This window comes from Azospirillum doebereinerae (assembly GCF_003989665.1).
GTDB lineage: Bacteria > Pseudomonadota > Alphaproteobacteria > Azospirillales > Azospirillaceae > Azospirillum > Azospirillum doebereinerae.
Genome location: NZ_RZIJ01000004.1, coordinates 1 through 20,878 on the forward strand (window position 1 = coordinate 1; position 20,878 = coordinate 20,878).

Genomic DNA, 20,878 nt, shown 5'->3' on the forward strand with positions numbered 1-20,878 from the left:
CACCTCCAACTACGGTGAATCACGCCCACAAACCAAGCGCAAGCTCTCAGATTCGGATTTCAGGCGCGATGCTCTAAATGCTGACCTGCGCCCATGGCCTTGAGGCAATGGAGCGAATTCTTTCTGTCTCCTGGACGAGAGCGTTCCATGCCTTGCAGCAGGCGTGGACGATATCGTCATAGGAATCGAAGATCCTGTGTGAGAGGTGGTTCTGGCGAAGGAATTGCCAGATGTTCTCGACGGGGTTGAGTTCCGGGCAATAGGGTGGCAGGTGCAGGAGGCTGATGTTCTCGGGCACGATCAGCTTGTCGCCTGGCTGGTGCCAGCCCGCCCCGTCGAGGATAAGCACGGCATGGTGGCCTGCCACGACCTGGCGGCTGATCTCGGCCAAGTGCAGGTTCATGGCTGTGGTGTTGGCCTTGGGAAGAACCAGGGCCGCTGCCACGCCTCGGTTTGGACAGACCGCGCCGAACAGGTAGGCCCAGGTGTAGCGCTGGTCGCGCGGCGCCCGCGGTCGGCTGCCCTTGTCGGCCCATACCCGGGTCAGAGTGCCTTGCTGGCCGACCCTGGCTTCGTCCTGCCACCAGAGTTCGAGCGGCTTGCCCTTGGCGGCTTCGGGGATGGCGCCGGCGACCAGAGCGGCAAAGTTTTTTTGTGCGCCTCGAGCGCCTCGGCATCCTGTTGGGGATGCTGGGGGCGAACTGACAGACGGCGGAAACCCAAGCGCCGGAGCAGGCCCCCGACGCTGCGCTCGGCCAGGATCACCCCGAACTGGCGCTCGATCTTGCGCGCCAGATCGCAACGCCGCCACCGCACGACACCATCCTCGGCCAAGTCCGGGCCGGCGCGAACCCAGGAGGCCACCTCCGCTTCCTGGGCCGCCGACAATTTCGGTTTGGCTCCGGGAGCTTTCCGGTCCGAAAGCCCCGCCACGCCCTGGGCGTTGTAACGATGGACCCAGTCCCGCAGCGTCTGCCGGTCCATCCCGCAGGAGTGCGCGGCATCCGCACGGGACCGACCCTCCAGAACCAGCGCCAGAGCCAGAAGACGACGCGCGACGTCTGGATCGTTCACCCGCACCGCCCGACGACGCAACTCCTGCGAACCAAACTCCAAACGCGTGATCGCCAAACCCGCCATCGCGATTTTCCCCCGTGCTCAAGGGGAAAGCGAATCACGGTTCGGGGGGAAATGGAATCCAAAGGTGGCGAGTCAGCCTTCAAAGCCGTTAGTATCACATCGCTTTTGCCATGAAAAGACATTTAATAGGTCCGGACCCTAATGCTTAGCCGGTACAGGGGTACTCTACACGCAAGCAACCGGCCTTATGGAGCAATTGCCACCAAGGTTTCACTGGTCTGGCCTGCAAACGGACCTCACGTGAACAAATAACGAACATTGTGATTCACACGCGACTCTGCGAGGGATAGACTCGACTGATCCCCTGTCTGGAGATCGTCATGCCCCGTCGGCCCCAAGGTCAGCATTTCCTGCTCACGGCGGCGGCGCGCACAGTGTCGCTGGCGACGGTGATGCGGATGTCGCCCAGCGAAGCGGAGAAGCTGTTCGCCGCGATCCGATGGTCGGCAACCGGTGGACAACCATGCGTAACCGTCCGACGATGCTTTCAATTATCCACAAGCTGGGGAGCGATCTCCGCGCCCAAGGTGATGTCGATCAGGCGGGCTATGCCCCGCCACATGACAGTGTTCCCCGGTGGCGGATCACAGCCACGAGCGAGATAACCGCCGAGCTTGGCGACTTTGGTGAGATAAATTCCCAGGGTGTTGCTACCCGGCAAAGCTGGCGTCTTGTTCGGGATCAGAAAATCGAGGACCTCCTGTTCTCGCTTCGTGAAGACGATCCCCGCATCGATATCCGGCGCCGACCGATTGATCATCGTCAACCAGAAGACCCGCCAACTTACCAAGCAGTAGACGGCAATCAACTTGACGAGACGATCCGCGCTTCGCAGCCTCGCTTCCTCAGCCTTGCAGCCCGATTTCAGGATCTTGTGAAACACCTCGATCTTCCATCGGACAGCGTACCAGCGCAGCTTTTCGATGGCCGCTCCCGGGGAGAGGACGGGCAGATCGGTGAGCAACTTCCAATCGATGCGCGGCCGGTCGGCCGGTTCTTCTCGTTCCCGGGCATGCAGGACGGTCAGCGTAAGCGCCGGATAGCGCTTCTGTTTCCCGATCGGCGGCAGGATCCGCAGGCTGCGGTAGGTCAATTCGACCTCCGTCGTGCTGACGTGACCGTGGCCGTCCCGGACATCGACGGCATGCACGCCTTGGACGGCGACTTCGCCCATTACGGCATCGATGGTGGTGTCCCCGCCCAGAGCAAGCCGATCGACGCAAGTCCGGACCAGGAAGTGTGTCCCCATCTCCCGAGCCAAGCAGAAAAGTTCGTAGATGTCGCTTTCACGGTAAACCAATATGAATACAGCGGTCTGGATCGCCAAACAGTTCCGTGGTCCGGCGCAGATTTTCCAGCCAGCGGACACTCTCCTTCTGCTCGATGGGGACGCGCGTCGGATTGATCTTCTTCTTCAGAGCGGCGGTGCTCTTGAACTTCGTCCGGGTCCAGAACTTAACCGCACCAAGACCCAAGGGCAGACCATCGGTCGTGACCGCCAGACTGGCATGCATCAGCAGCCCGCACACGGTGTGCATGCGGAACCGGCCGTCCTTGTCCTGGCCGCTGTTCACCCGGCAGGTCTGGCCGATCTTCTCCGGGTGCTCGCGTTGGAAGGAGAACTCGGTGGTATCCTGAAGAATCAGGATGGGACCGGTGGTCGCGCCGACACGCTGACGTGTCGCGTCGAAGTGCCCGGAGAGGATGTCCCCTTCGCTCACCCGGTCGTTGGAGAAAACCGGTAGGCCGCCTTGGTGTTGGCCCAGTCCTGGCAAGCCAGAGGGATGCTGTCCCCCATTGCCCCGGCCATCTGATCGAGCAACGTGCTCAGGCGCCGCTCCAGCCGCTCGTCGGCAAGACGGCACCCGGCGAGTTCATCCTCGATCCAGGCGTTGGTTCCCGTGACCATCGGCACCTCCCAAACATCGTTCAGGATCAACAGACCGATGGTCACGTCGTCTGGGCTGGCAGACATTATCCCGCCCCGGCGCTGACATGTGGGTAATTGAAAGGCTCGCCGGACGCTTACAACCATGCCGCCCGTCGCCGCGATGGCACCCGCCATGAGGCCGAGACTGTGGAGGCCATGCCTGGGATGGTCTGTCGCAGAGGCCGTGCCCAGTCCCGGACCATGGTCTGCTGACCGGCGAAGCCGAGAGCCTTGATCTCCCGCCAGGGCCGTGCGGCATTGTGGCAGCCTTCGTCCCAGCGCCGCCGCAGATGATCGAGGAACGGGTCGACTTGGCTGCCTTTGGCCGGCTGGCGCCAAGGTGGTGGCTGCCCGGAAGGTATTCACGAAACCGCTTCCTCTACCGCGTGAGCGGTTTAGTCCTCTGGCGCAAAGCGGACAGTCTTTAGATGCCGTGATGGACCTTGCCTCAAGCTCTGGCTTGGACGAGCAGATGAACCGCGCCGTGAAACGTCCTGAGGTTCCCGGAGGCCTCTTTTCTTAACTGGACTGTGGCTCTGGAGAGGGCTTATTAATTTCCAACTTCATCTTGCTCAATCAACAGGTCTGCAGCTCTGATATCTAGAACGGATGCAAGGTCCTGCAGGACAAGCACCGTTGGATTGCGGATCCCTCGCTCCATACCACTCACATAAGTCCGATCCAGACGCGCTTGATGGGCCAACTCCTCCTGTGAGAGGCCGGCAGCCTTCCGATAGCGGCGAAGATTGCTGCCGACCAGCCTGCGTACATCCATCCACGCAGGCGGCCATTTTGTGGTTTATCTTACCACGGACTATAGTCCACATTTATCGTTGACTACCGGTGCACGCCAAGCCCAACTCAGGCCACCGCAGAGGCCCTGATACGAAGGAGGCTTGTACAAATGTCGTCCGCACTCACCTCGACCCAGATCGGCAAGGTCGGCGAAACCATCGTCGGAGCGCAGCTCATGCTCGCCTCGGCCGGCCGGCTGTCCCCCTTCCTGCCAATCGCCGACGATGGCGGCATCGACCTCGTCGTCCACGACAAGGTCACCGGCCGCTCCCTCACCATTCAGGTCAAGGGCCGCGTCGCCAAGGAGGAGGACACGCTCGGCTACACCCAGTTCGACGTCCGCACCGCCACTTTCCGCGAGGAGGATGGCATGTTCCTGCTTGCCGTCCTGCTCGACCTCGGCAAGGGGGGGATCCAACGCGCATGGCTCATCCCCATGGCCGAACTGGCAGCTGTGTCCATGCGCAAGGCGGAAAAGCTCACCATCACTCCCAGCCCGAACCCCGCTTCCAAGGATCGCTATACGCCTTACCGTTGCCTCGACATGGCAGACGTCGCCACACGCCTGATCGACCACTTTGACGCCGCACACCTCCCTCAGACGCCGCTGGTCTAAAAAACAGCGAGCGGCAAACTTGATGGTTTTCTTCGAACCGCGCTTATGGTTCAGTCTCAGGTGCCTGAAGTGAGACCCGGCTGGGGGGACGTGATGTCCCCTAGTGTGATGCGATACGGCGGGGAAGTAGCTTCGAGATGAGGGCGCGACGCCCGATGGGCTCGTGATCCGGTCGAGTGATTCGACCGGGGTCCGAGGTTTGCCATCGCGGGTCGCGCCATTTTTGTTTTCATTGGCGCGGTCCCGCTTAACCTCAGCGGGAGCAACCCCATGACTGCCCTGACGATTGAATACCGTTCGCTGGCTTCGTTTCTGCCACGCGAGCGCACCCCGCGCACGCACAGCAAGAAGCAGATCCGCCAGATCGCCGACAGCATCACCGCCTTCGGCTGGACCAATCCCATCCTGATCGACGGCGACGGCCGCGTCGTTGCCGGCCATGGCCGCCTCGCCGCCGCCAAGCTCCTCGGCATCGACAGTATCCCGACGATCTGTCTGTCCGACATGACCCAGGCCCAGTTGCGCGCTTACGCCATCGCCGACAACCGGCTCGCCGAGAATGCCGGTTGGGATCGTGATCTCCTCGCCATCGAGTTCCGCTACATCGCCGAGCTCGACGCCTCCTTCGACCTCCCCCTCACCGGCTTCGATCTCGGCGACATCGAGTTCATGCTCGACGGCGAGACGGTCGCGAACGATCGGGACGACGCTGTTCCCGATCCCGATTCCACCCGGCCGGCGGTGTCCCGGCCGGGTGACCTCTGGCAACTCGGTCCGCACCGTCTGCTGTGCGGTGATGCCCGCGATCCCGAGGCCTACCGCCGCCTGCTCGAGGGACGGACAGCCCAGATGGTCTTCACCGACCCGCCCTACAACGTCCCGATCGACGGCCATGTCTGCGGCGGCGGTAGCGTGCACCACGACGAGTTCATCATGGCCTCCGGCGAGATGGACGAGGCCCAGTTCACCAGCTTCCTCACCACCGTCCTGCGCAACCTCGCCGCCCACAGCCAGGACGGCTCGATCCACTATGCCTGCATGGACTGGCGCCACATCGGCGAGCTGCTCGCCGCCGGACGCGCCGCCTATGCCGAGCTGAAGAACCTGTGCGTCTGGAACAAGGACAACGGCGGCATGGGCAGCTTCTACCGCTCCAAGCATGAGCTGGTCTTCGTCTTCAAGAACGGCACCGCGCCACACATCAACAACTTCGAGCTCGGCCAGAACGGCCGCTACCGCACCAATGTCTGGGACTATCCCGGCGCCAACTCCCTCAAGGCGGAGCGGATGGAGGAGCTGCGGATGCACCCCACCGTCAAGCCGGTCGCCTTGGTGGCCGACGCGATCCGCGACTGCTCGCACCGCGGCGGGCTGGTCCTCGACCCCTTCGCCGGCAGCGGCACCACCCTGATGGCAGCCGAGCGCACCGGGCGCGAGGCCTGCGTCCTGGAGCTCGATCCGCGCTACGTCGACACCATCATCCGGCGCTGGCAGACGGCGAGCGGCCAGGACGCCGTGCATGCCGATAGCGGCGAGACCTTCGCCGGGATCGCCGATTGGCAGCGCGTGCTCGCCTGAGCCGCCCTTCCACCTTCGTAAACATTCACGAACCCAACAGGGAAAACGACCATGTCGGATAAGTACGATGTCGGCTATGGCAAGCCGCCGCGCCACAGCCGGTTCAAGAAGGGCCGCTCGGGCAATCCCGCCGGCCGTCCGAAGGGCAGGCGGCGCATCGAGCAGACGTTGCTGAAGCTGGCCATGCAGGTCTGTACCATACGCCGCAATGGAGAGATTGAGCAGGCCAACGTGCTGGAGGCGTTGTTTCATGTGATTGTTGTGCAAGCCAGCAAGGGGAACGCCGGCATCGCGATAAAGCTGACGGAACTCCTGCTCAAGGTGGAGGAGCGCGCCGAGAGCCGTGCTGCCACCACTGTATTTGCCCAGCCCACCGGGGTGCTGGTTGTTCCCGGCATGATGGAGATCGATGATTGGGAGAAGGCGGCGGAGAAGCAGCAGGCTCAGTACCGCAGCGCAGTCGGCGACCCGCCGGGAGAGGAGGCGGAACTGGAACTCGCCGACCCCGGAGAGTATCGCTGACGGCACCGGGGCCTTCGTCCCGCCGGGGCTGCGGATAGCGTCACGAGGCCCCGGATAAGGAGTGGATCGCAGCGGCAAAGAGAGCGTGTCTGGACGGAAGGGGCGGTCAGCGGGACCCCCCCCCCAACCGGAAGGACAACCTCATGCCCAGTCCCCATTCCACTGCCGTCCCGACTCCCGACGACGCGGCCGGACCGCCCAAGCCCGGCTCCAAGGAGGCGCTCCTGATCGCCCTGCTGCGCCGGGACAACGGCGCCACCCTCGACGATCTCACCGCCGCCACCGGCTGGCAGAGGCATTCGGTCCGCGGCGCCATCGCCGGCCGGATCAAGCGCCGTCTCGGTCTCGCCATCCGGTCGGAGAAGACTGAAGCGGGCCGCCGCTACCGTATCGTCGAGGCCGGCTGATGGCGAAGGTCACGCCGCTCTCCACCGAGGCGATCGACACCCTCCTCGCCAGCCTGCCCACCCTGTCGCTCGACGAGCTACGCCGGGAATGGAAGCACCACCTCCACAGCCCGCCTCCCGCCGGCCGCAGCCGCGAGCTGCTCCGCGGCCTGATCGCCTGGAAACTTCAGGATGCTGCCTTCGGCGGCCTCTCCCCTGACGCCAAGCGCCGGCTGGTTCGCCTCGCCGACAGCCTGGAGCGCAGGCCCGGCCACAGCCCGCCGCCCAAACCCACCCTCCGGCCCGGCACCGTCCTCACCCGCGAATGGCGCGGCGTCCTCCATCAGGTCCGCGTCACCGCCGACGGCTTCGAGCACCTGGGCACCCGATTCGCCAGCCTCTCCGAAGTCGCCCGCGCCATCACCGGCACCCGCTGGTCGGGACCCGCCTTCTTCGGCCTGACCGCGCCCACCAGCCGGAAAGCCAAGCCATGAAGAAACCGCCGCTGATCCGCTGCGCCATCTACACCCGCAAATCGTCGGAGGAAGGGCTGGAACAATCCTTCAACTCGCTCGACGCCCAGCGTGAGGCCTGCACCGCCTACATCGCCAGCCAAGCCCACGAGGGCTGGCGCCTGATCGATGCCGCCTACGACGACGGCGGCTTCTCCGGCGGGTCGATGGAACGCCCCGGCCTGCAGCGCCTCCTCGACGACCTCGGGCGCGGCCGCATCGACGTGGTCGTCGTCTACAAGGTCGACCGGCTGACCCGCTCGCTCGCCGACTTCGCCCGCATCGTCGAGATCCTAGACGCCCGCGGCGCCTCCTTCGTCTCGGTCACCCAGCACTTCAACACCACCTCCTCGATGGGACGGCTCACCCTGAACGTGCTGCTCTCCTTCGCCCAGTTCGAGCGCGAGGTCACCGGCGAGCGCATCCGCGACAAGTTCGCCGCCTCGCGCCGCAAGGGCTTGTGGATGGGCGGCAACCCGCCGCTCGGCTACGATGTGGCGGACCGCAAGCTGGTGGTCAACGACGAGGAGGCCGAACGGGTCCGCGCCATCTTCGAGCGCTACGCCGAGCTCGGCTCGGTGAAGCTCTTGGCCGCCGACCTCCAGGAGCGGGGCGTGACCAGCAAGCACTGGACAACCCAGGGCGGGGCAACCCGCGGCGGCGTGGCCTTCAGCCGGGGCGCCCTGTACAAGCTGCTGAACAACCGGGTCTACCGCGGCGAGGCCATGCACAAGGGCACCGCCCATCCCGGCGAGCACGCGGCCATCGTGCCGGACGCGCTGTGGGAGCGAGCACAGGCGGTGATGGAGGAGAACCGGGTGGAGCGCGAGACGGCCGAACGGGTGACGGCGCCCTCGCCGCTGGCCGGGCTGCTGTTCGACGACCGCGGCAACCCGATGAGCCCGTCGCATGCCAGCAAGAAGGGGCGGCGCTACCGCTACTATGTCAGCCAAGCAGTGCTGAACCATCGCCCGGAGGCCGCCGGATCGCTGACCCGGGTTCCGGCGCAGGCGGTGGAGGAGCTCGTGCTCGACCGGGTGTCGGCGCTGCTGACCGCCGCCGAGCAGCGGCGCTGGACGGCAGCGGCTCCGGTCGAACGGACTGAACGACTCGCCGCCCTGCTGCAGCGGGTCGAGCTTGGAAGCGACCGGGTGCGGATCACGGTGCGGCGCCTGGACGGGGTCGAGGCGCGGGCCGCGGCCCGGATCACGTCGCCGCACGACCGTCTCGTCGAGAACGGCGACACGCTGGTGCTGGAGGTGGCGGCGCGGCTGAAGACCTGGGGCGGGGAGCGGGTGATCGTCGGGCCGGATGGGCGGGAGCTCCGTGAGCAGCCGCAGGTCGACGACACGCTGATGAAGGCGCTGGCGCGGGCGCACCGCTGGTGTCGGCAATTGGCCTCGGGCGAGGTCGCCTCGGTGGCGGCGCTGGCGGAGACGGCCGGCTGCACCCCGGCCTATGTGACCCAGCTGCTGTCGTTGGCCTTCCTGGCCCCGGACATCGTGGAACTGATCCTGCGCGGCGCCCAGCCGAAGCGGCTGACGCTGGCGGCTCTGCTGGCCGCGAAGCTTCCTCTCTCGTGGCGGGAGCAGCGCCGGGTTCTGGGGCTGCCGCCGGCCCAGTAACGTTTGGCCCCGGAAACCGAAGTCTTTGGCGGACCGCCGGAGAAACGGCCGAACTCAGGGAATAAAATGGGGCTGTTTTTCGCTCCGGAACGGCGGCCGAACAGACACAGAGCGCCGACAAGTCACCGTATACACGGTGCTCTTCGGCGCTGGTGTCGATCAGAGCGAATTTGCACTGAGTTGGTGGCGGAGGGAGAGGGATTCGAACCCTCGATACGCTTTTGACGTATACACACTTTCCAGGCGTGCGCCTTCAACCGCTCGGCCACCCCTCCCCGGAGGACGGCGTTATAGCCAGCCAAGGCGGGGCACGCAAGCCCCGTTTGCGCTCCGTGCAATTTTTTTCCATCCCGGCCGGCTCACCCGAGTTCGCGGACCAAATCCTCGACGGTGCGGCACAGCAGCGTGATGTCCTGCGGACGTGACAGCCGGTGGTCGCCGTCCTTCACCAGGGTCACCCGTATGTCGTCGCCCGTCAGCGCTTCAGCCAGAGTCAGGCTGACGCGCCACGGCACGTCGGGGTCGCGCTGGCCATGCAGCAAGCGCACCGGGCCGGTGAAGGCGATGGGGCCGCGCAGCAGTAGGTGGTTGCGGCCATCCTCGATCAGGGCGCGGGTGATCGGCTGAGGTTCCGGACCATACTCGGATGGGCGGTTCCAAACGCCGTTTTCCAGGATCTCCCGTCGCACCTCCGCATCGAACAGGTCCCACATCAAGTCCTCGGTGAAGTCGGGGGCGGGGGCGATGCCCACCAGTCCCGCCACACGCTCGGGCCGGCGCAGCGCGGTCAGCAGCATCGTCCAGCCGCCCATCGAGGACCCGACCAGGATCTGTGGACCGCTCGTCACGGCGTCCAGCACCGCCAGCGCGTCGTCGGCCCACAGGCCGATGGTGCCGTCGGCGAAGTTTCCGCTGGAGGCGCCGTGCCCCTGGTAGTCGAAACGGGTGAAGGCCAAGCCCTGCGACACCGCCCAACTTTCCAGAGCCAGCGCCTTGGTGCCGGTCATGTCCGACATGAAGCCGCCCAGGAACATCACGCCGGGCCGTCCCCGTCCCGCTTCGCTGGCTGGGATGTGATGATAGGCTATGGTCGCGGCACCGTGCGTTAGGCTATGGTGCGCGCCGCCCGTGGCGGCTGCGGTTTCGTTCATGGGGTCACCTGTTGGACGGACAGCCGTGGACAAGCCGGGCCGACCCTTTCGAGCAGCCGGCGCCATGGATTTCGATCCCCAGTTTACCATCGACGACCCCGCGCGCAACGACGCCCGCCCCGACCGGGATGCCCCCTGGCCAGGCGGCCGGGCGCCGACCGTGCTCCAGGTGGTGCCGACGCTGGTCACCGGCGGGGCGGAGCGCGGCTGCATCGACATGGCGCTCGCCTTGGCCGAGGCCGGCGGCACGCCGCTGGTCGCCTCGCAGGGCGGGCCGATGGTGCGCGAGCTCGACCGCGCCGGCATCCCCCATCTGACGCTGCCGCTGGCCTCCAAGAACCCGCTGACCATCCGCCGGAACGCGCGCAAGCTGGCGCGCGTCATCCGCGAACGCCGGGTCGACATCGTCCACGCCCGCTCCCGCGCACCGGCCTGGAGCGCGTGGCTCGCCTGCAAGGAGACCGGCGCGCGCTACATGACCACCTTCCACGCTCCCTACAATTTCGGCAACGGGCTGAAGCGCTGGTACAATTCGGTGATGGCGCGGGGCGAGCGGATCGTCGCGATCTCCGACTTCATCCGCCGCCACATCCTGGACAGCTACACGGTCGATCCCGACCGCATCCGCACCATCCACCGCGGCATCGACCGCGCGGTCTTCGCCCCCGACCGGGTCAGTTCGACCCGGCTGGTGCAGTTGTCAAAGCAGTGGCGCCTGCCCGATGACCGGCCCGTGATCCTGCTGCCCGGCCGGCTGACCCGCTGGAAGGGCCAGACCGTGCTGATCGAGGCGTTGGAGAAGCTCGGCCGCAAGGACGTGGTCTGCCTGCTGGTCGGCTCCGACCAGGGTCGGTCGGCCTACCGGCAGGAACTGGAGGCGCGGGTCGCGCGCGCCGGGCTCGGCGGCGTCGTGGTGATGACCGACCATTGCAGCGACATGGCGGCGGCTTATCTGCTGTCCACCGTCGTCGTCTCCGCCTCGCGCGAGCCGGAGGCGTTCGGGAGGGTCATCGTGGAGGCGCAGGCGATGGGCAAGCCGGTGATCGTCTCGGCCATCGGCGCCTACCAGGAAACCGTCATCCCCGGCGAGACCGCCTGGGTGGTGCCGCCGGCCGACCCGGACGCGCTGGCGAATGCCCTGCGCGAGGCGCTGTCGCTGACGCCCGAGCAGCGCGACGCCATCGGCGCCCGCGCCCAGGCCTTCGTCGCCGACCGCTACACCAAGGAGCGCATGTGCGCCGACACGCTGGGCGTCTACGCCGAGCTGATGGCGGAACGCTGACGCCTTCCTTCCCTTCCCTCCGCACCCCATCGGGCATCATGGCCGACATCCAGCAGCTTTCCGGCATCGCCGCCGTCATCGACCGCTACGACGGGTTCATCCTCGACCTTTGGGGAGTCCTGCACGACGGGGAGCGCGCCTATCCCGGCGTTCCCGATTGCCTGGACCGCATGAACGCCGCCGGCAAGACGATCTGCCTGCTGTCCAACGCGCCGCGCCGCACCGGCGGAGTGATCGCCAAGCTGGACGGCATGGGGCTGGGGCGCGACCGCTACCACCACGTCATGACCTCGGGCGAGGCGACCTACGAGGCGCTGAAGCGGCGTGACGATCCGTGGCACGCGGCGTTGGGGCGGCGGCTCTACCACATCGGGCCGGAGCGCGACGTCGACGTCTTCGAGGGGCTGGGCTACACCGTCGCCGCGACGCCGGAGGAGGCCGACTTCGTGCTGAACACCGGCATCGTCGTGTTCGGCGAGACGGTGGAGGATTATCAGCCGCAGCTCGACGCCTGTCTGGCCGCCCGGCTGCCGATGATCTGCGCCAACCCGGACCTGATCGTGATGGTCGGCCCGCAGATGGTGATCTGCGCCGGGACGCTGGCCGCGCGCTACGAAACGATGGGCGGCGACGTGCGCCAGCACGGCAAGCCCTACGCCCCGGTCTACGACCGCTGCCTGTCGCTGATGGGGCTGGCCGACAAGAGCCGCATCCTGGCGGTGGGCGACAGCCTGCGCACCGACGTGGCCGGCGCCAACGCCGCCGGGCTGGACGTGGCGCTGGTCACCGCCGGCATCCATCAGGAGGAGTTGGGCGGCGCCGCCTGGGGGGAGGCCGTCGATGCGGCCAATCTGCGGGCCATCGCCGATGCGGCGGGGCATGTCCCGACCTACGCGCTCCCCAGCCTCCGGTGGTGAGGAGGGGGCGTCCGTCGCCCCCTTCCCGCTGAATGCATGGAAGGGGGAAGGACGCTTCCTCTCCTACCGCGCGAACAGCCGGTACAGCGCCGAATGGTCCAGACCGCCGTCGCCCTGGTCGGCCAGCATCTCGAACAGCTCCAGCGTCAACCCCAACGCCGGCAGGTCGATGTCGCACTGCTCGGCCAACTGCTCGGCTTGACGCAAGTCCTTGATCTGGGTGGTCACGCGGCCGCCCGGCGTGAAGTCGCCGGACACCATCCGCCCGCCGTGCAGGTCGAGGATGCGCGACTCCGCGAAGCCGCCCCGGATGGCGTCGCGCACCCGCGCCGGATCCGCGCCGGCCGCCTTGGCGAGCGCCAGCGCCTCCGCCACCGCGCCGATCGTCAGGCCGACGATGACTTGGTTGGCCGTCTTGGCGATCTGCCCGGCGCCGCTGTCGCCGACATGGGTGACGCGGCGGCCCATCGCCTGGAACAGCGGCAGGGCGCGGGCGAAGGACGCCTCCGTGCCCCCGGCCATGATGGTCAGCGTCGCCGCCTCCGCCGCGACCGTGCCGCCGGACACCGGGGCGTCGACCCAGTCGGCGCCGGCCGCGCGCACCCGCGCCGCAAGGGCGCGCGTCGCCTCCACGGCGGTGGTGCCCATGTCCACGACCAGATGTCCGGGGCGCAGGGCCGGCAGCAGCGCCTCGGTCACGCTCTCCACGGCGACCGTGTCGGTCAGCGTCAGAACGATGGTCTCGGCCTGCCCGGCGACCGCCAGGGGGCCGGTGGCGGCCAGCATGCCCTCGGCCGCCAGTTCGGCGACCGGGCCTTGGCTGCGGCTGGCGATCACCAGCGAGGCGCCGGCCCTGGCGAGCGCGCGGGCCATCGGCTTGCCCATCAGGCCCAGCCCGATGAAGCCGACGGTCTGCCCCGACAGGTCGGGGCGGAAAGTCTCGTCCGTCACGGTTCTGTCCGTCATGGCCGCCCTCACAGGCGCATGTGGCGGGCGCGGGCGCCACGCTCGATGGCGGCGGCGCACAGGCGGTCGACGCCCAACCGGTGGCGGATCATCTCCAGCATGCGCAGTTCCTCCTGCGAGGCCTTGGCGTCGGCGGCGGCGATGTCGCAGGCCACCGCGTAGGCGGTCTCGCGCAGCTTGGCCGGCACCGCCTGCTCGACGATGGTCAGCACGGTGTCCAGCCCGTCGTTGTCGGACAGCATGGCCGTGCATTCGCGGGTCGCGGCCATCACCTGATCGCCGTTGAAATCGCGGAAGATGGGCAGGTAGCGGACGTTCTCGCCGATGGTCTGGAGCTCGTCGTCGGTCATGTCGCCGTCGCAGGCCGACACCAGGACCATGACGTAGATCAGCGCGCTGTGGTGGTCGATCATTGGCTTTCTCATGGAGCGGGCCGTCCTCCGAACCGGGAGGCCCCGTCGCGGCCTATCTTGCCCGGTGGCGGCGCCCCGTCAAGGGTGCCATGCCCCAGGCGGGAGGATCGCCGGCTCGACAGGAACCGTTCGTGACTTCTATTGTCCGCGCCATGTCCGTCGTGTTCAATGTCGCTCTTCCCGTATTCGCCATCATCCTGGCCGGAGTCCTGGCCGGAAAGGCGAAGCTGCTTGGCCCCGCCGCATCGGAGGCGTTGAACAAGTTCGTCTACTGGATGGCCCTGCCCCCGGTGCTGTTCCTCGGCACCGCGCGGCGGTCGCTGCCCGAGATCTTCAACGGGCCGTTCATCGGCGCCTTCCTGGGCGCGATGCTGGCGGTCTACGCGCTGGGCGCGCTGGCCGGCCGGCTGATCCGCCGCGAGCGCACGCAGATCCACTGCATGCAGGGGCTGAACGCCAGCTTCTCCAACACCGGCTACATGGGGATCCCGCTGTTCCTGGCCGCCTTCGGGCCGGACCATCTGGCCCCCACCATCCTGGCCACCGTCATCATGAGCGCCGTCATGGTCGGCATCGCGGTGATCTGGCTGGAGTTCGCCAACAGCCACGGCAACGGGCTGGGCAAGGCGCTGCGCGACGTCGGGAGGGCGCTGGCGAAGAACCCGCTGATCGTCGCGACGGCGCTCGGCATCGCGTGGTCGGCGCTGTTGCCCGGCGTGGCGGTGCCCAAGCCCGTCGCCACCTTCTGCGAGCTGATGGGCGCGCCGGCCGGTCCCTGCGCGCTGTTCGCCATCGGCCTGTTCCTGGCCACCCAGAGGCTGACCGCCGGGCTGGCCGAGGCCGGCTGGATCAGCGCCATGAAGCTGCTGGTGCAGCCGGCCCTGACCTGGGCGCTGACCCAGACGCTGTTCCCGATGGATCCCTTCTGGACGGGATCGGCGGTCATCCTGGCGGCGCTGCCCACCGGCGCCCTGACCTTCGTGGTCGCTCAGCAGTACCAGATCTACGTGGAGCGCACCTCGTCGGCGATCCTTGTCTCGACGGTGCTGAGCGTCGTCACGCTGTCGGCGCTGCTGGCGGTCTACGCGCCCGCGGGATGAGCGGGGCCGGGCGCCTTGCCGTCCGGGGAAACCCGCATCGTCCCGCTTTGCAGATCGTGATATTTTCAGGATTCTTGCTGTTGCCAGCCTCACCTGAAAAGCAGGATGGGGAATCGCGGAAAATTTCTCGGAAGCGCTTGAAATCAATGACTCTTTCAAGAAGGAAGGCCTGTATTTTCATTAACCCTTCGCATTCATAATCTCCCATCTACCGGAGAAATATTTCTTATATTGTAGATATATAGTATTATTTTTGTTAAAATACATCTTGAGGATTTATATCAGTCATAACATTTGGGTATATCACTCCACAAACAAACTAATATGCGGAACATTTATTGACGATGTCTCGTCAATGACACATTTAGTCATAGAACCATCGTTGTGGTCGCATACCACTGTATGCTAGCAGTGCCTCACCCGCATGCCGTGAGCAGAAAATTCCAAATTCACCACGGCCTGTTAGGCACCGGCAATGAAAATTGGATTTTCGTAAATGAACAGCTTTGAAAACTTGACGATCCGGACGAAGCTCCTGGCTATCCTCGGCTCGCTCCTTTTCCTCGTCGTTGGACTTGGAGTGTTTTCGCTCGATCGTCTTTCGGTCGTCAACGATCAAGCTGCTGAAATTCGTGACAACTGGCTGATCGGCGTCGGTCTCCTGGGCGACATCCGAGCCACCACCCAGCATTACCGCTCCCAGGAAGCCACCCACATCCTCTCGATCACGCCGGCCGACCAGCAGCTTTCCGAGGAGCGTTTGGCCGGCTATGGCAAGACGGTCGAGGAAAAACAGCGGGATTACGAGAAGACCATCCTTCTTCCCCAGGAAAAGCAGCTCTACGCCAGCTTCGCGACCGCTTGGGAGGAGTACCTCAAGATCAGCCGCGAGAAGGTGATCCCGGCTTCGCAAAAGAACGAAAACGAAAAAGCCGCCGCCCTCTTCCGCACCGAATCGCGAGAAGCGATCTTCAAGGTCGTCGGTATCCTGCAGGATCTGACCGCCCTCAACACCAAGATGGGCGGCGCGGCGGCCGATCGCGGGGAAGAGGCCTACACCAACGCCGTCTTCTGGATCGCCGGCGCCATCGTGCTGGCCCTGATCCTCGGCATTGTCGCCGCCATGGCGGCGGTGGCGACCATCTCGCGCCCCATCGACCGGCTGACCGGCGTCATGCACCGCCTGTCCAAGCGCGACTACGCGGCCGAGGTGGCCGGCGGCGAGCGCCGGGACGAGATCGGCGCGATGGCTCGCGCGGTTCAGGTCTTCAAGGACGGGCTGATCGAGACCGACCGGCTGACCGCCGTCCAGGCCGCCGAGCAGGAGCAGAAGCAGCGCCGCGCGGAAGCCGTCGACCGCCTGATCCGCGGCTTCGAAGCGGAGGCGGCCGACGCGCTGCGCACCGTCGCGGCGGCGGCCACCGAGTTGGACAGCACCGCCCAGGGCATGGCGCGGACCGCCACCCAGACCCGCGAGCAGGCGACCTCCGCGTCCGCCGCCGCCGAGCAGACCAGCGCCAACGTCCAGACCGTCGCCAGCGCGTCGGAGGAGATGTCGACCGCGATCCGCGAGATCGGAACGTTGGTGACCCGCTCCACCGGGATCGCCAGCCAGGCGGTGACCGAGGCCAGCCAGACCAACGATACCGTGCGCGGCCTCGCCGACGCCGCCCAGCGGATCGGCGCGGTCGTCCAGCTCATCACCAGCATCGCCGGGCAGACCAACCTGCTGGCGCTGAACGCGACCATCGAGGCGGCGCGTGCGGGTGAAGCCGGCAAGGGCTTCGCCGTCGTCGCCAGCGAGGTCAAGGGCCTCGCCAACCAGACCGCCCGAGCCACCGAGGAGATCGCCGCCCAGATCGCCGCGATCCAGGAGGCCACCGGCGGTGCCGTGAAGGCCATCGAGAGCATCAGCGGCACGATCACGTCGATCAGCGACATCTCGACCTCCATCGCCGCCGCCATCGAGGAGCAGGGGGCGGCCACCGCCGAGATCTCGCGCAACGTCCAGCAGGCCGCCATCGGCACGCAGCAGGTGTCCTCGACCATCGGCGACGTGACCGAAGCGACCGGCGAGACCGGCGCCGCCGCCAACCAGGTGCTCGGCGCCGCCGGCAGCCTGTCGCAGCAGGCCGAGAACCTGCGCCGCGAGGTGGACCAGTTCCTGGCGGCCATCAAGGCGGCGTAGGGGTACCGCGCGGGGCGTCCCGCTGGAGCACGCCATCAGGGCAATCGCTTAGAGCCCCTCTCCCCCTGCGGGAGAGGGGTTGGGGTGAGGGGGCGCAAACGTCTCCTTCGCCTTCGGCGAACACCCCTCATCCCAACCCTTCTCCCGCAAGGGGAGAAGGGCTCTTTTCATGGTGTGGAGAGTCTTCCAGCGTCTGCCCCGGCTCTCACCAGCCCCGTAGAAACTCCGCCGTCTCCGTCACCGCCTGCTTCAGCCCGACCCGCTTGACCTCCACCCCCTCGGGGAAGGCGCCGAACAGGCGGCTCGGCATCATCGGGTCGAGCAGCACGAAGACGCCGGTGTCGTCGGCCCGGCGCACCAGACGGCCGAAGGCCTGCTTCAGCCGCAGGCGGGCGATCATGTCCTCGTAGCGGCGGCGGCCGAAGGCCTCGCGGCGGGCGCGGTGCAGGATGTCGGGGCGCGGCCAGGGCACGCGGTCGAACACGATCAGCCGCAGGGACCGCCCTGGCACGTCCACCCCGTCGCGCACCGCGTCGGTGCCGAGCAGGCAGGCGTGCTCCTCCCCCCGGAAGATGTCGATCAGCGTCGCCACGTCGAGCGGATCGACGTGCTGGGCGTAGAGCGGGATGCCGACCGCGTCGAGCGGCTCGGCGATGCGGTCGCGCACGGCGCGCAGGCGGCTGATGGCGGTGAACAGCCCCAGCCCCCCACCGCCGGCCGCCAGGAACAGCGACTTGTAGGCCGCCGACACCTGACCCAGATCGTCCTTGCGCACGTCGGTGACCACGAAGACGCGGGTGCGGCTGGGGTAGTCGAAGGGCGACGGCACCTGGGCGCGGATCGCCGGCATCGGCAGATGGGTGGCGCCGCAGCGGTCCTCCGCCGCGCGCCAGTCCTGCCCGACGTCGCCGGTGCCGTCGGTCAGCGTCGCCGAGGTCACCACCATGCCATGCGCCGGCCCGGCCAGCGCCTCGGCGAAGGGAACCGTCGGGTCGACCCAATGGCGGTAGAGGCCGACGTCCACGTCGCGCCCCTCGATGCGCTCCACCGCGAACCAGTCGACGAACTGCGACGGCGTCTCGCTCGGCAGGGTGCGCAGCATCGAGCGCCACGCCTCCACCGTCATCGTGCCGCGCCGGTGCAGGCCGCGCGACAGCGCGTCGATGCGGCGGCGCTGGTCGGATTCCAGCTCGGCCGACTCGTCCTCCAGCCGCTGGGCCAGCCGGCGCGACAACGCTTCGAGCGGTTCGGACAGGCGGACCAGCGCCTGCTCCAACTCCGCCGCCGCCTCGACCAGACCGTCCACCGGGTAGGCCTTGTCGGCCTCCAGGCTGTAGACGCCGCCCTGCCCGGCGGTGCGGGCGTAGACCTGCTGGCGGGCCAGCGTCAGGAAGCGCTCGGTCGGCCCCTGCGGGTTGTCGGCCGACAGCCGCGCCCCCCAGCCGTCCGACGGCAGCACGCGGGCGCCGATCAGCACGGCGTCGAGATGGGCCAGCGCCTCCTCGTCCCCGGCGACGATGTCCTCCAGCCGGCGCTTCAGGCCGCGCGCCCGGCTGCGCCCGGTCTCCTCGGCGCCGAGCAGCCAGCGCCGCAGCTCCTGCGTCTCGCGCCCGGTCAGGTGGCCGGCGAAGGCGCTGTCGGCGGCGTCGAAGACGTGGTGCCCCTCGTCGAAGACGTAGCGGCTGGGCAGCGTCGGTTCCTCGCCGCCGCCCAGCGCCGCCTGCACCATCACCAGCGCGTGGTTGGCGATCACCACGTCGGCGCGGCGCGCCCGGCGGATGCTTTTCTCAACGTAGCAGCGGCCGTAATGGTCGCAGGCCGAATAGATGCACTCCCCGCGCCGGTCGGCGAGGCCCAGCGTCGGCCCGCGCCCGGCGATGTCGACCAGCCAGCCGGGGAAGTCGCCGCCGGTCATGTCGCCGTCGCGGGTCGCCGCCGCCCAGCGCGACATCAGCCCGACCCCCACCGCGTGGTGCGGCTGGAAGGCCATGGCGCGGATCGCCTCCTCCAGGTTCAGCAGGCAGAGGTAGTTCTCGCGCCCCTTGCGCAGCACGACCTTGCGCGCCTTGGTCGCCGGATCGGGGTAGAGCCGGTCCAGCTCCGCGTCGATCTGGTGCTGGAGGTTGCGGGTGTAGGTGGAGATCCAGACCGTGCCGCCGTTCTTCTCCGCCCACACCGTCGCCGGGGCGAGGTAGCCGAGCGTCTTGCCCACCCCCGTTCCGGCCTCCGCCAGCACGACGGTCGGGGTGTCGGGCGCGGAGCGCGGGGCGAAGGCGGCGGAGACGGCGCTGGAGTAGTCGGCCTGCTGCGGGCGCGGCTCCGCCATCTTGCCCGGCACCGAGGCCGACAGCATGACGGCGAGACGCCGGCGCGCCTCGTCGGGATCGACCGAGTTCTGGGCCGGAGGCGGCGGCGGCGCGCCCTCCTCCCACTCCTTGATGCGGGTCCAGACGCGCAGGCCCGCGCGGCCTCCCTTGTCCGGCCCGTCCGGTTTACCGAGCGCGGCCATCACCGGCGGCGCCCAAAGCCAGCCGGCGCGCCCCATCTCCCAGGCGAAGGCGACAGGGTCGGACGCTTCCTCGCGCCCCGCCGCGCCGAGATCGCCCAGCAGGCGCCGCACCACGCGTTGCAGGGCCAGCGCCTCGGCCTCGTGGCCCTCGGGGATGGGTAGGTCGAGCGCCTCGGCCAGACCGCGCGGGGTCGGCACGCAGAAGCGCGCGGGATGCACGAAGGCGAATAGCTCCAGCGCGTCGAAGGCCGGGAAGGGCTCGATGCCCAGACGGCGGGCGAAGGCGCGGGCGTGGCAGACCAGCGGGGCCACCCGGCGGCGCACCCGCGACGCGGCGGCGGCCAGCGTCAGCTCCTCCACCTCGCCGTCGAGGGAGAGCGCCACGACCTTCCGCGCGCCGGCCACCATGGCGGGCGCGTCGTCGAGCCGGGGAAGCTGTTCGGGATCCGTGCTGATGTCCATCGCGCGCACTATAGGAGGAGGATGCCGGCCAAAGCGAGCGCCGCTTGTTGACGGACGGCGCCGCCACCCCCATTGAGAAGCGGCGTGAACGGAGCGGGGACGGCATGCGGCGCGTGTTGCGGTGGGCGTTGGTCGGGACGCTCGGTCTGGTGGCCCTGACGGTGGCCTGGGCGCTGCTCTACCGGGTGGCTCCGGTGCCCGGCACCCCGCTGATGCTGATCCGCGCGATGGGCGGGTCCGGGATGGACCGCAGTTGGGAACCGCTCGACGCGATCTCTCCCCACCTCGCCCGCGCGGTGATCGCGTCGGAGGACACCGCCTTCTGCGGCCATGGCGGTTTCGACTGGACCGCCATCGGCACCGCATTGGAGGACAACGAGGAGGGCAAGTCCTTGCGCGGCGGCAGCACCATCAGCCAGCAGACCGCCAAGAACGCCTTCCTGTGGCCCGCCCGCAGTTGGCTCCGCAAGGGCGCGGAGGCGTGGTTCACCCTGCTGATCGAGAGCCTGTGGCCCAAGCGCCGGATCCTGGAGGTCTATCTGAACATCGTCGAGTGGGACGACGGGGTCTATGGCGCCGAGGCCGCCGCCCGTCACCATTTCCGCAAGCCCGCCGCCGCCCTGACCCGGCGCGAGGCCGCCCTGCTGGCGGTGGTGCTGCCCAGCCCGCGCCACTGGTCGCCGAGCAGCCCCGGCCCCTACGTCGCCCGCCGGGCCGGGATCATCGAACGGCGGATGGCCGTCGTCGAACGCGGCGGTCTGGCCGACTGCGCGCGCTGACCCGATT

The 20,878-nt window shown here is 67.7% G+C and carries 20 protein-coding genes, 1 tRNA gene and 1 pseudogene; 11 read left to right on the forward strand and 11 right to left on the reverse strand.

Annotated elements, in window-relative coordinates:
• Nucleotides 1-73: 73 nt before the first annotated feature.
• From EJ913_RS06475 to EJ913_RS06495, 6 genes and pseudogenes are all read right to left on the reverse strand, one after another.
• Nucleotides 74-1,140, reverse strand: a protein-coding gene (locus tag EJ913_RS06475) for an IS630 family transposase (RefSeq protein WP_126996003.1) whose coding sequence is annotated in 2 segments (ribosomal slippage) — nt 74-654 and nt 654-1,140 — 1,068 coding nt in all. Because the reading frame shifts where the segments join, the coding sequence is not laid out codon by codon here.
• 487 nt (nt 1,141-1,627) lie between these two features.
• Nucleotides 1,628-2,467 (reverse strand): IS4 family transposase, encoded by an 840-nt coding sequence (locus EJ913_RS32095; RefSeq protein ID WP_211098897.1) that lies wholly within the window; start codon nt 2,465-2,467, stop codon nt 1,628-1,630.
• Nucleotides 2,427-2,861, reverse strand: coding sequence for a hypothetical protein (locus EJ913_RS32100; protein ID WP_211098898.1), 435 nt, complete (start codon nt 2,859-2,861; stop codon nt 2,427-2,429). Before EJ913_RS32100 ends, EJ913_RS32095 begins: the two co-directional genes overlap by 41 nt.
• Nucleotides 2,858-3,094, reverse strand: coding sequence for an IS4/Tn5 family transposase DNA-binding protein (locus EJ913_RS32105; RefSeq protein ID WP_211098899.1), 237 nt, complete (start codon nt 3,092-3,094; stop codon nt 2,858-2,860). Before EJ913_RS32105 ends, EJ913_RS32100 begins: the two co-directional genes overlap by 4 nt.
• Before the next feature lie 74 nt (nt 3,095-3,168).
• A pseudogene (locus tag EJ913_RS06490) lies at nt 3,169-3,426 on the reverse strand (ISL3-like element ISAzs13 family transposase); the annotation flags it as partial.
• Nucleotides 3,427-3,620: 194 nt separating this feature from the next.
• Nucleotides 3,621-3,845 (reverse strand): helix-turn-helix domain-containing protein, encoded by a 225-nt coding sequence (locus EJ913_RS06495; protein ID WP_126996007.1) that lies wholly within the window; start codon nt 3,843-3,845, stop codon nt 3,621-3,623.
• 129 nt (nt 3,846-3,974) lie between these two features.
• Here EJ913_RS06495 and EJ913_RS06500 point away from each other — a divergent pair, with 129 nt between their 5' ends.
• The 6 genes from EJ913_RS06500 to EJ913_RS06525 all read left to right on the forward strand — a co-directional run bounded on the left by EJ913_RS06500 (nt 3,975) and on the right by EJ913_RS06525 (nt 9,104).
• The gene (locus EJ913_RS06500; RefSeq protein WP_126996009.1) at nt 3,975-4,481 is read left to right on the forward strand and encodes a DUF4365 domain-containing protein; all 507 of its coding nucleotides are present in this window, start codon (nt 3,975-3,977) and stop codon (nt 4,479-4,481) included.
• A gap of 270 nt (nt 4,482-4,751) precedes the next feature.
• Nucleotides 4,752-6,059, forward strand: a complete 1,308-nt coding sequence (locus EJ913_RS06505; RefSeq protein WP_126996011.1) for a site-specific DNA-methyltransferase — start codon at nt 4,752-4,754, stop codon at nt 6,057-6,059.
• Between the two features lie 51 nt (nt 6,060-6,110).
• Nucleotides 6,111-6,581: a DUF5681 domain-containing protein gene (locus EJ913_RS06510; RefSeq protein ID WP_126996013.1), complete on the forward strand. Its 471-nt coding sequence runs from the start codon at nt 6,111-6,113 to the stop codon at nt 6,579-6,581.
• 143 nt (nt 6,582-6,724) lie between these two features.
• Nucleotides 6,725-6,988: a DUF3489 domain-containing protein gene (locus tag EJ913_RS06515; protein WP_126996015.1), complete on the forward strand. Its 264-nt coding sequence runs from the start codon at nt 6,725-6,727 to the stop codon at nt 6,986-6,988.
• Nucleotides 6,988-7,461 carry a DUF2924 domain-containing protein gene (locus EJ913_RS06520; RefSeq protein WP_126996017.1) on the forward strand — a complete coding sequence of 158 codons (474 nt, stop codon included), beginning with the start codon at nt 6,988-6,990 and terminating at the stop codon, nt 7,459-7,461. Before EJ913_RS06515 ends, EJ913_RS06520 begins: the two co-directional genes overlap by 1 nt.
• Nucleotides 7,458-9,104: a recombinase family protein gene (locus EJ913_RS06525; RefSeq protein ID WP_126996019.1), complete on the forward strand. Its 1,647-nt coding sequence runs from the start codon at nt 7,458-7,460 to the stop codon at nt 9,102-9,104. Before EJ913_RS06520 ends, EJ913_RS06525 begins: the two co-directional genes overlap by 4 nt.
• A gap of 184 nt (nt 9,105-9,288) precedes the next feature.
• Here EJ913_RS06525 and EJ913_RS06530 read toward each other — a convergent pair.
• Together EJ913_RS06530 and EJ913_RS06535 are read right to left on the reverse strand one after the other, a co-directional pair.
• Nucleotides 9,289-9,379: transfer RNA gene (locus tag EJ913_RS06530), tRNA-Ser, on the reverse strand.
• An 84-nt stretch (nt 9,380-9,463) separates the two neighbouring features.
• Nucleotides 9,464-10,255 carry an alpha/beta fold hydrolase gene (locus tag EJ913_RS06535; RefSeq protein WP_126996021.1) on the reverse strand — a complete coding sequence of 264 codons (792 nt, stop codon included), beginning with the start codon at nt 10,253-10,255 and terminating at the stop codon, nt 9,464-9,466.
• A 64-nt stretch (nt 10,256-10,319) separates the two neighbouring features.
• On the opposite strand from EJ913_RS06535, the gene EJ913_RS06540 reads away from it, so the two are divergent.
• On the forward strand, nt 10,320-11,537 hold the full coding sequence (locus EJ913_RS06540; RefSeq protein WP_126996023.1) for a glycosyltransferase family 4 protein: 1,218 nt from the start codon (nt 10,320-10,322) through the stop codon (nt 11,535-11,537).
• Nucleotides 11,538-11,575: 38 nt separating this feature from the next.
• On the forward strand, nt 11,576-12,454 hold the full coding sequence (locus tag EJ913_RS06545) for a TIGR01459 family HAD-type hydrolase (RefSeq protein ID WP_126996025.1): 879 nt from the start codon (nt 11,576-11,578) through the stop codon (nt 12,452-12,454).
• 63 nt (nt 12,455-12,517) lie between these two features.
• Here EJ913_RS06545 and EJ913_RS06550 read toward each other — a convergent pair whose 3' ends face one another.
• Both EJ913_RS06550 and EJ913_RS06555 read right to left on the reverse strand, forming a co-directional pair.
• A complete protein-coding gene (locus EJ913_RS06550; RefSeq protein ID WP_244939269.1) occupies nt 12,518-13,420 on the reverse strand; it encodes an NAD(P)-dependent oxidoreductase in 903 nt (300 codons plus the stop codon).
• Between the two features lie 8 nt (nt 13,421-13,428).
• On the reverse strand, nt 13,429-13,845 hold the full coding sequence (locus EJ913_RS06555; RefSeq protein WP_126996027.1) for a tellurite resistance TerB family protein: 417 nt from the start codon (nt 13,843-13,845) through the stop codon (nt 13,429-13,431).
• Between the two features lie 119 nt (nt 13,846-13,964).
• Here EJ913_RS06555 and EJ913_RS06560 point away from each other — a divergent pair, with 119 nt between their 5' ends.
• Complete coding sequence (locus tag EJ913_RS06560; protein WP_244939270.1) at nt 13,965-14,933, forward strand: AEC family transporter; 969 nt, start codon at nt 13,965-13,967, stop codon at nt 14,931-14,933.
• Between the two features lie 496 nt (nt 14,934-15,429).
• The gene (locus EJ913_RS06565; protein ID WP_126996029.1) at nt 15,430-17,121 is read left to right on the forward strand and encodes a methyl-accepting chemotaxis protein; all 1,692 of its coding nucleotides are present in this window, start codon (nt 15,430-15,432) and stop codon (nt 17,119-17,121) included.
• A 205-nt stretch (nt 17,122-17,326) separates the two neighbouring features.
• Here EJ913_RS06565 and EJ913_RS06570 read toward each other — a convergent pair whose 3' ends face one another.
• Nucleotides 17,327-20,092, reverse strand: a complete 2,766-nt coding sequence (locus EJ913_RS06570) for an ATP-dependent DNA helicase (protein WP_126996031.1) — start codon at nt 20,090-20,092, stop codon at nt 17,327-17,329.
• A 104-nt stretch (nt 20,093-20,196) separates the two neighbouring features.
• Here EJ913_RS06570 and mtgA point away from each other — a divergent pair, with 104 nt between their 5' ends.
• Complete coding sequence (gene mtgA, locus EJ913_RS06575; RefSeq protein WP_126996033.1) at nt 20,197-20,871, forward strand: monofunctional biosynthetic peptidoglycan transglycosylase; 675 nt, start codon at nt 20,197-20,199, stop codon at nt 20,869-20,871.
• Nucleotides 20,872-20,878 lie beyond the last annotated feature (7 nt).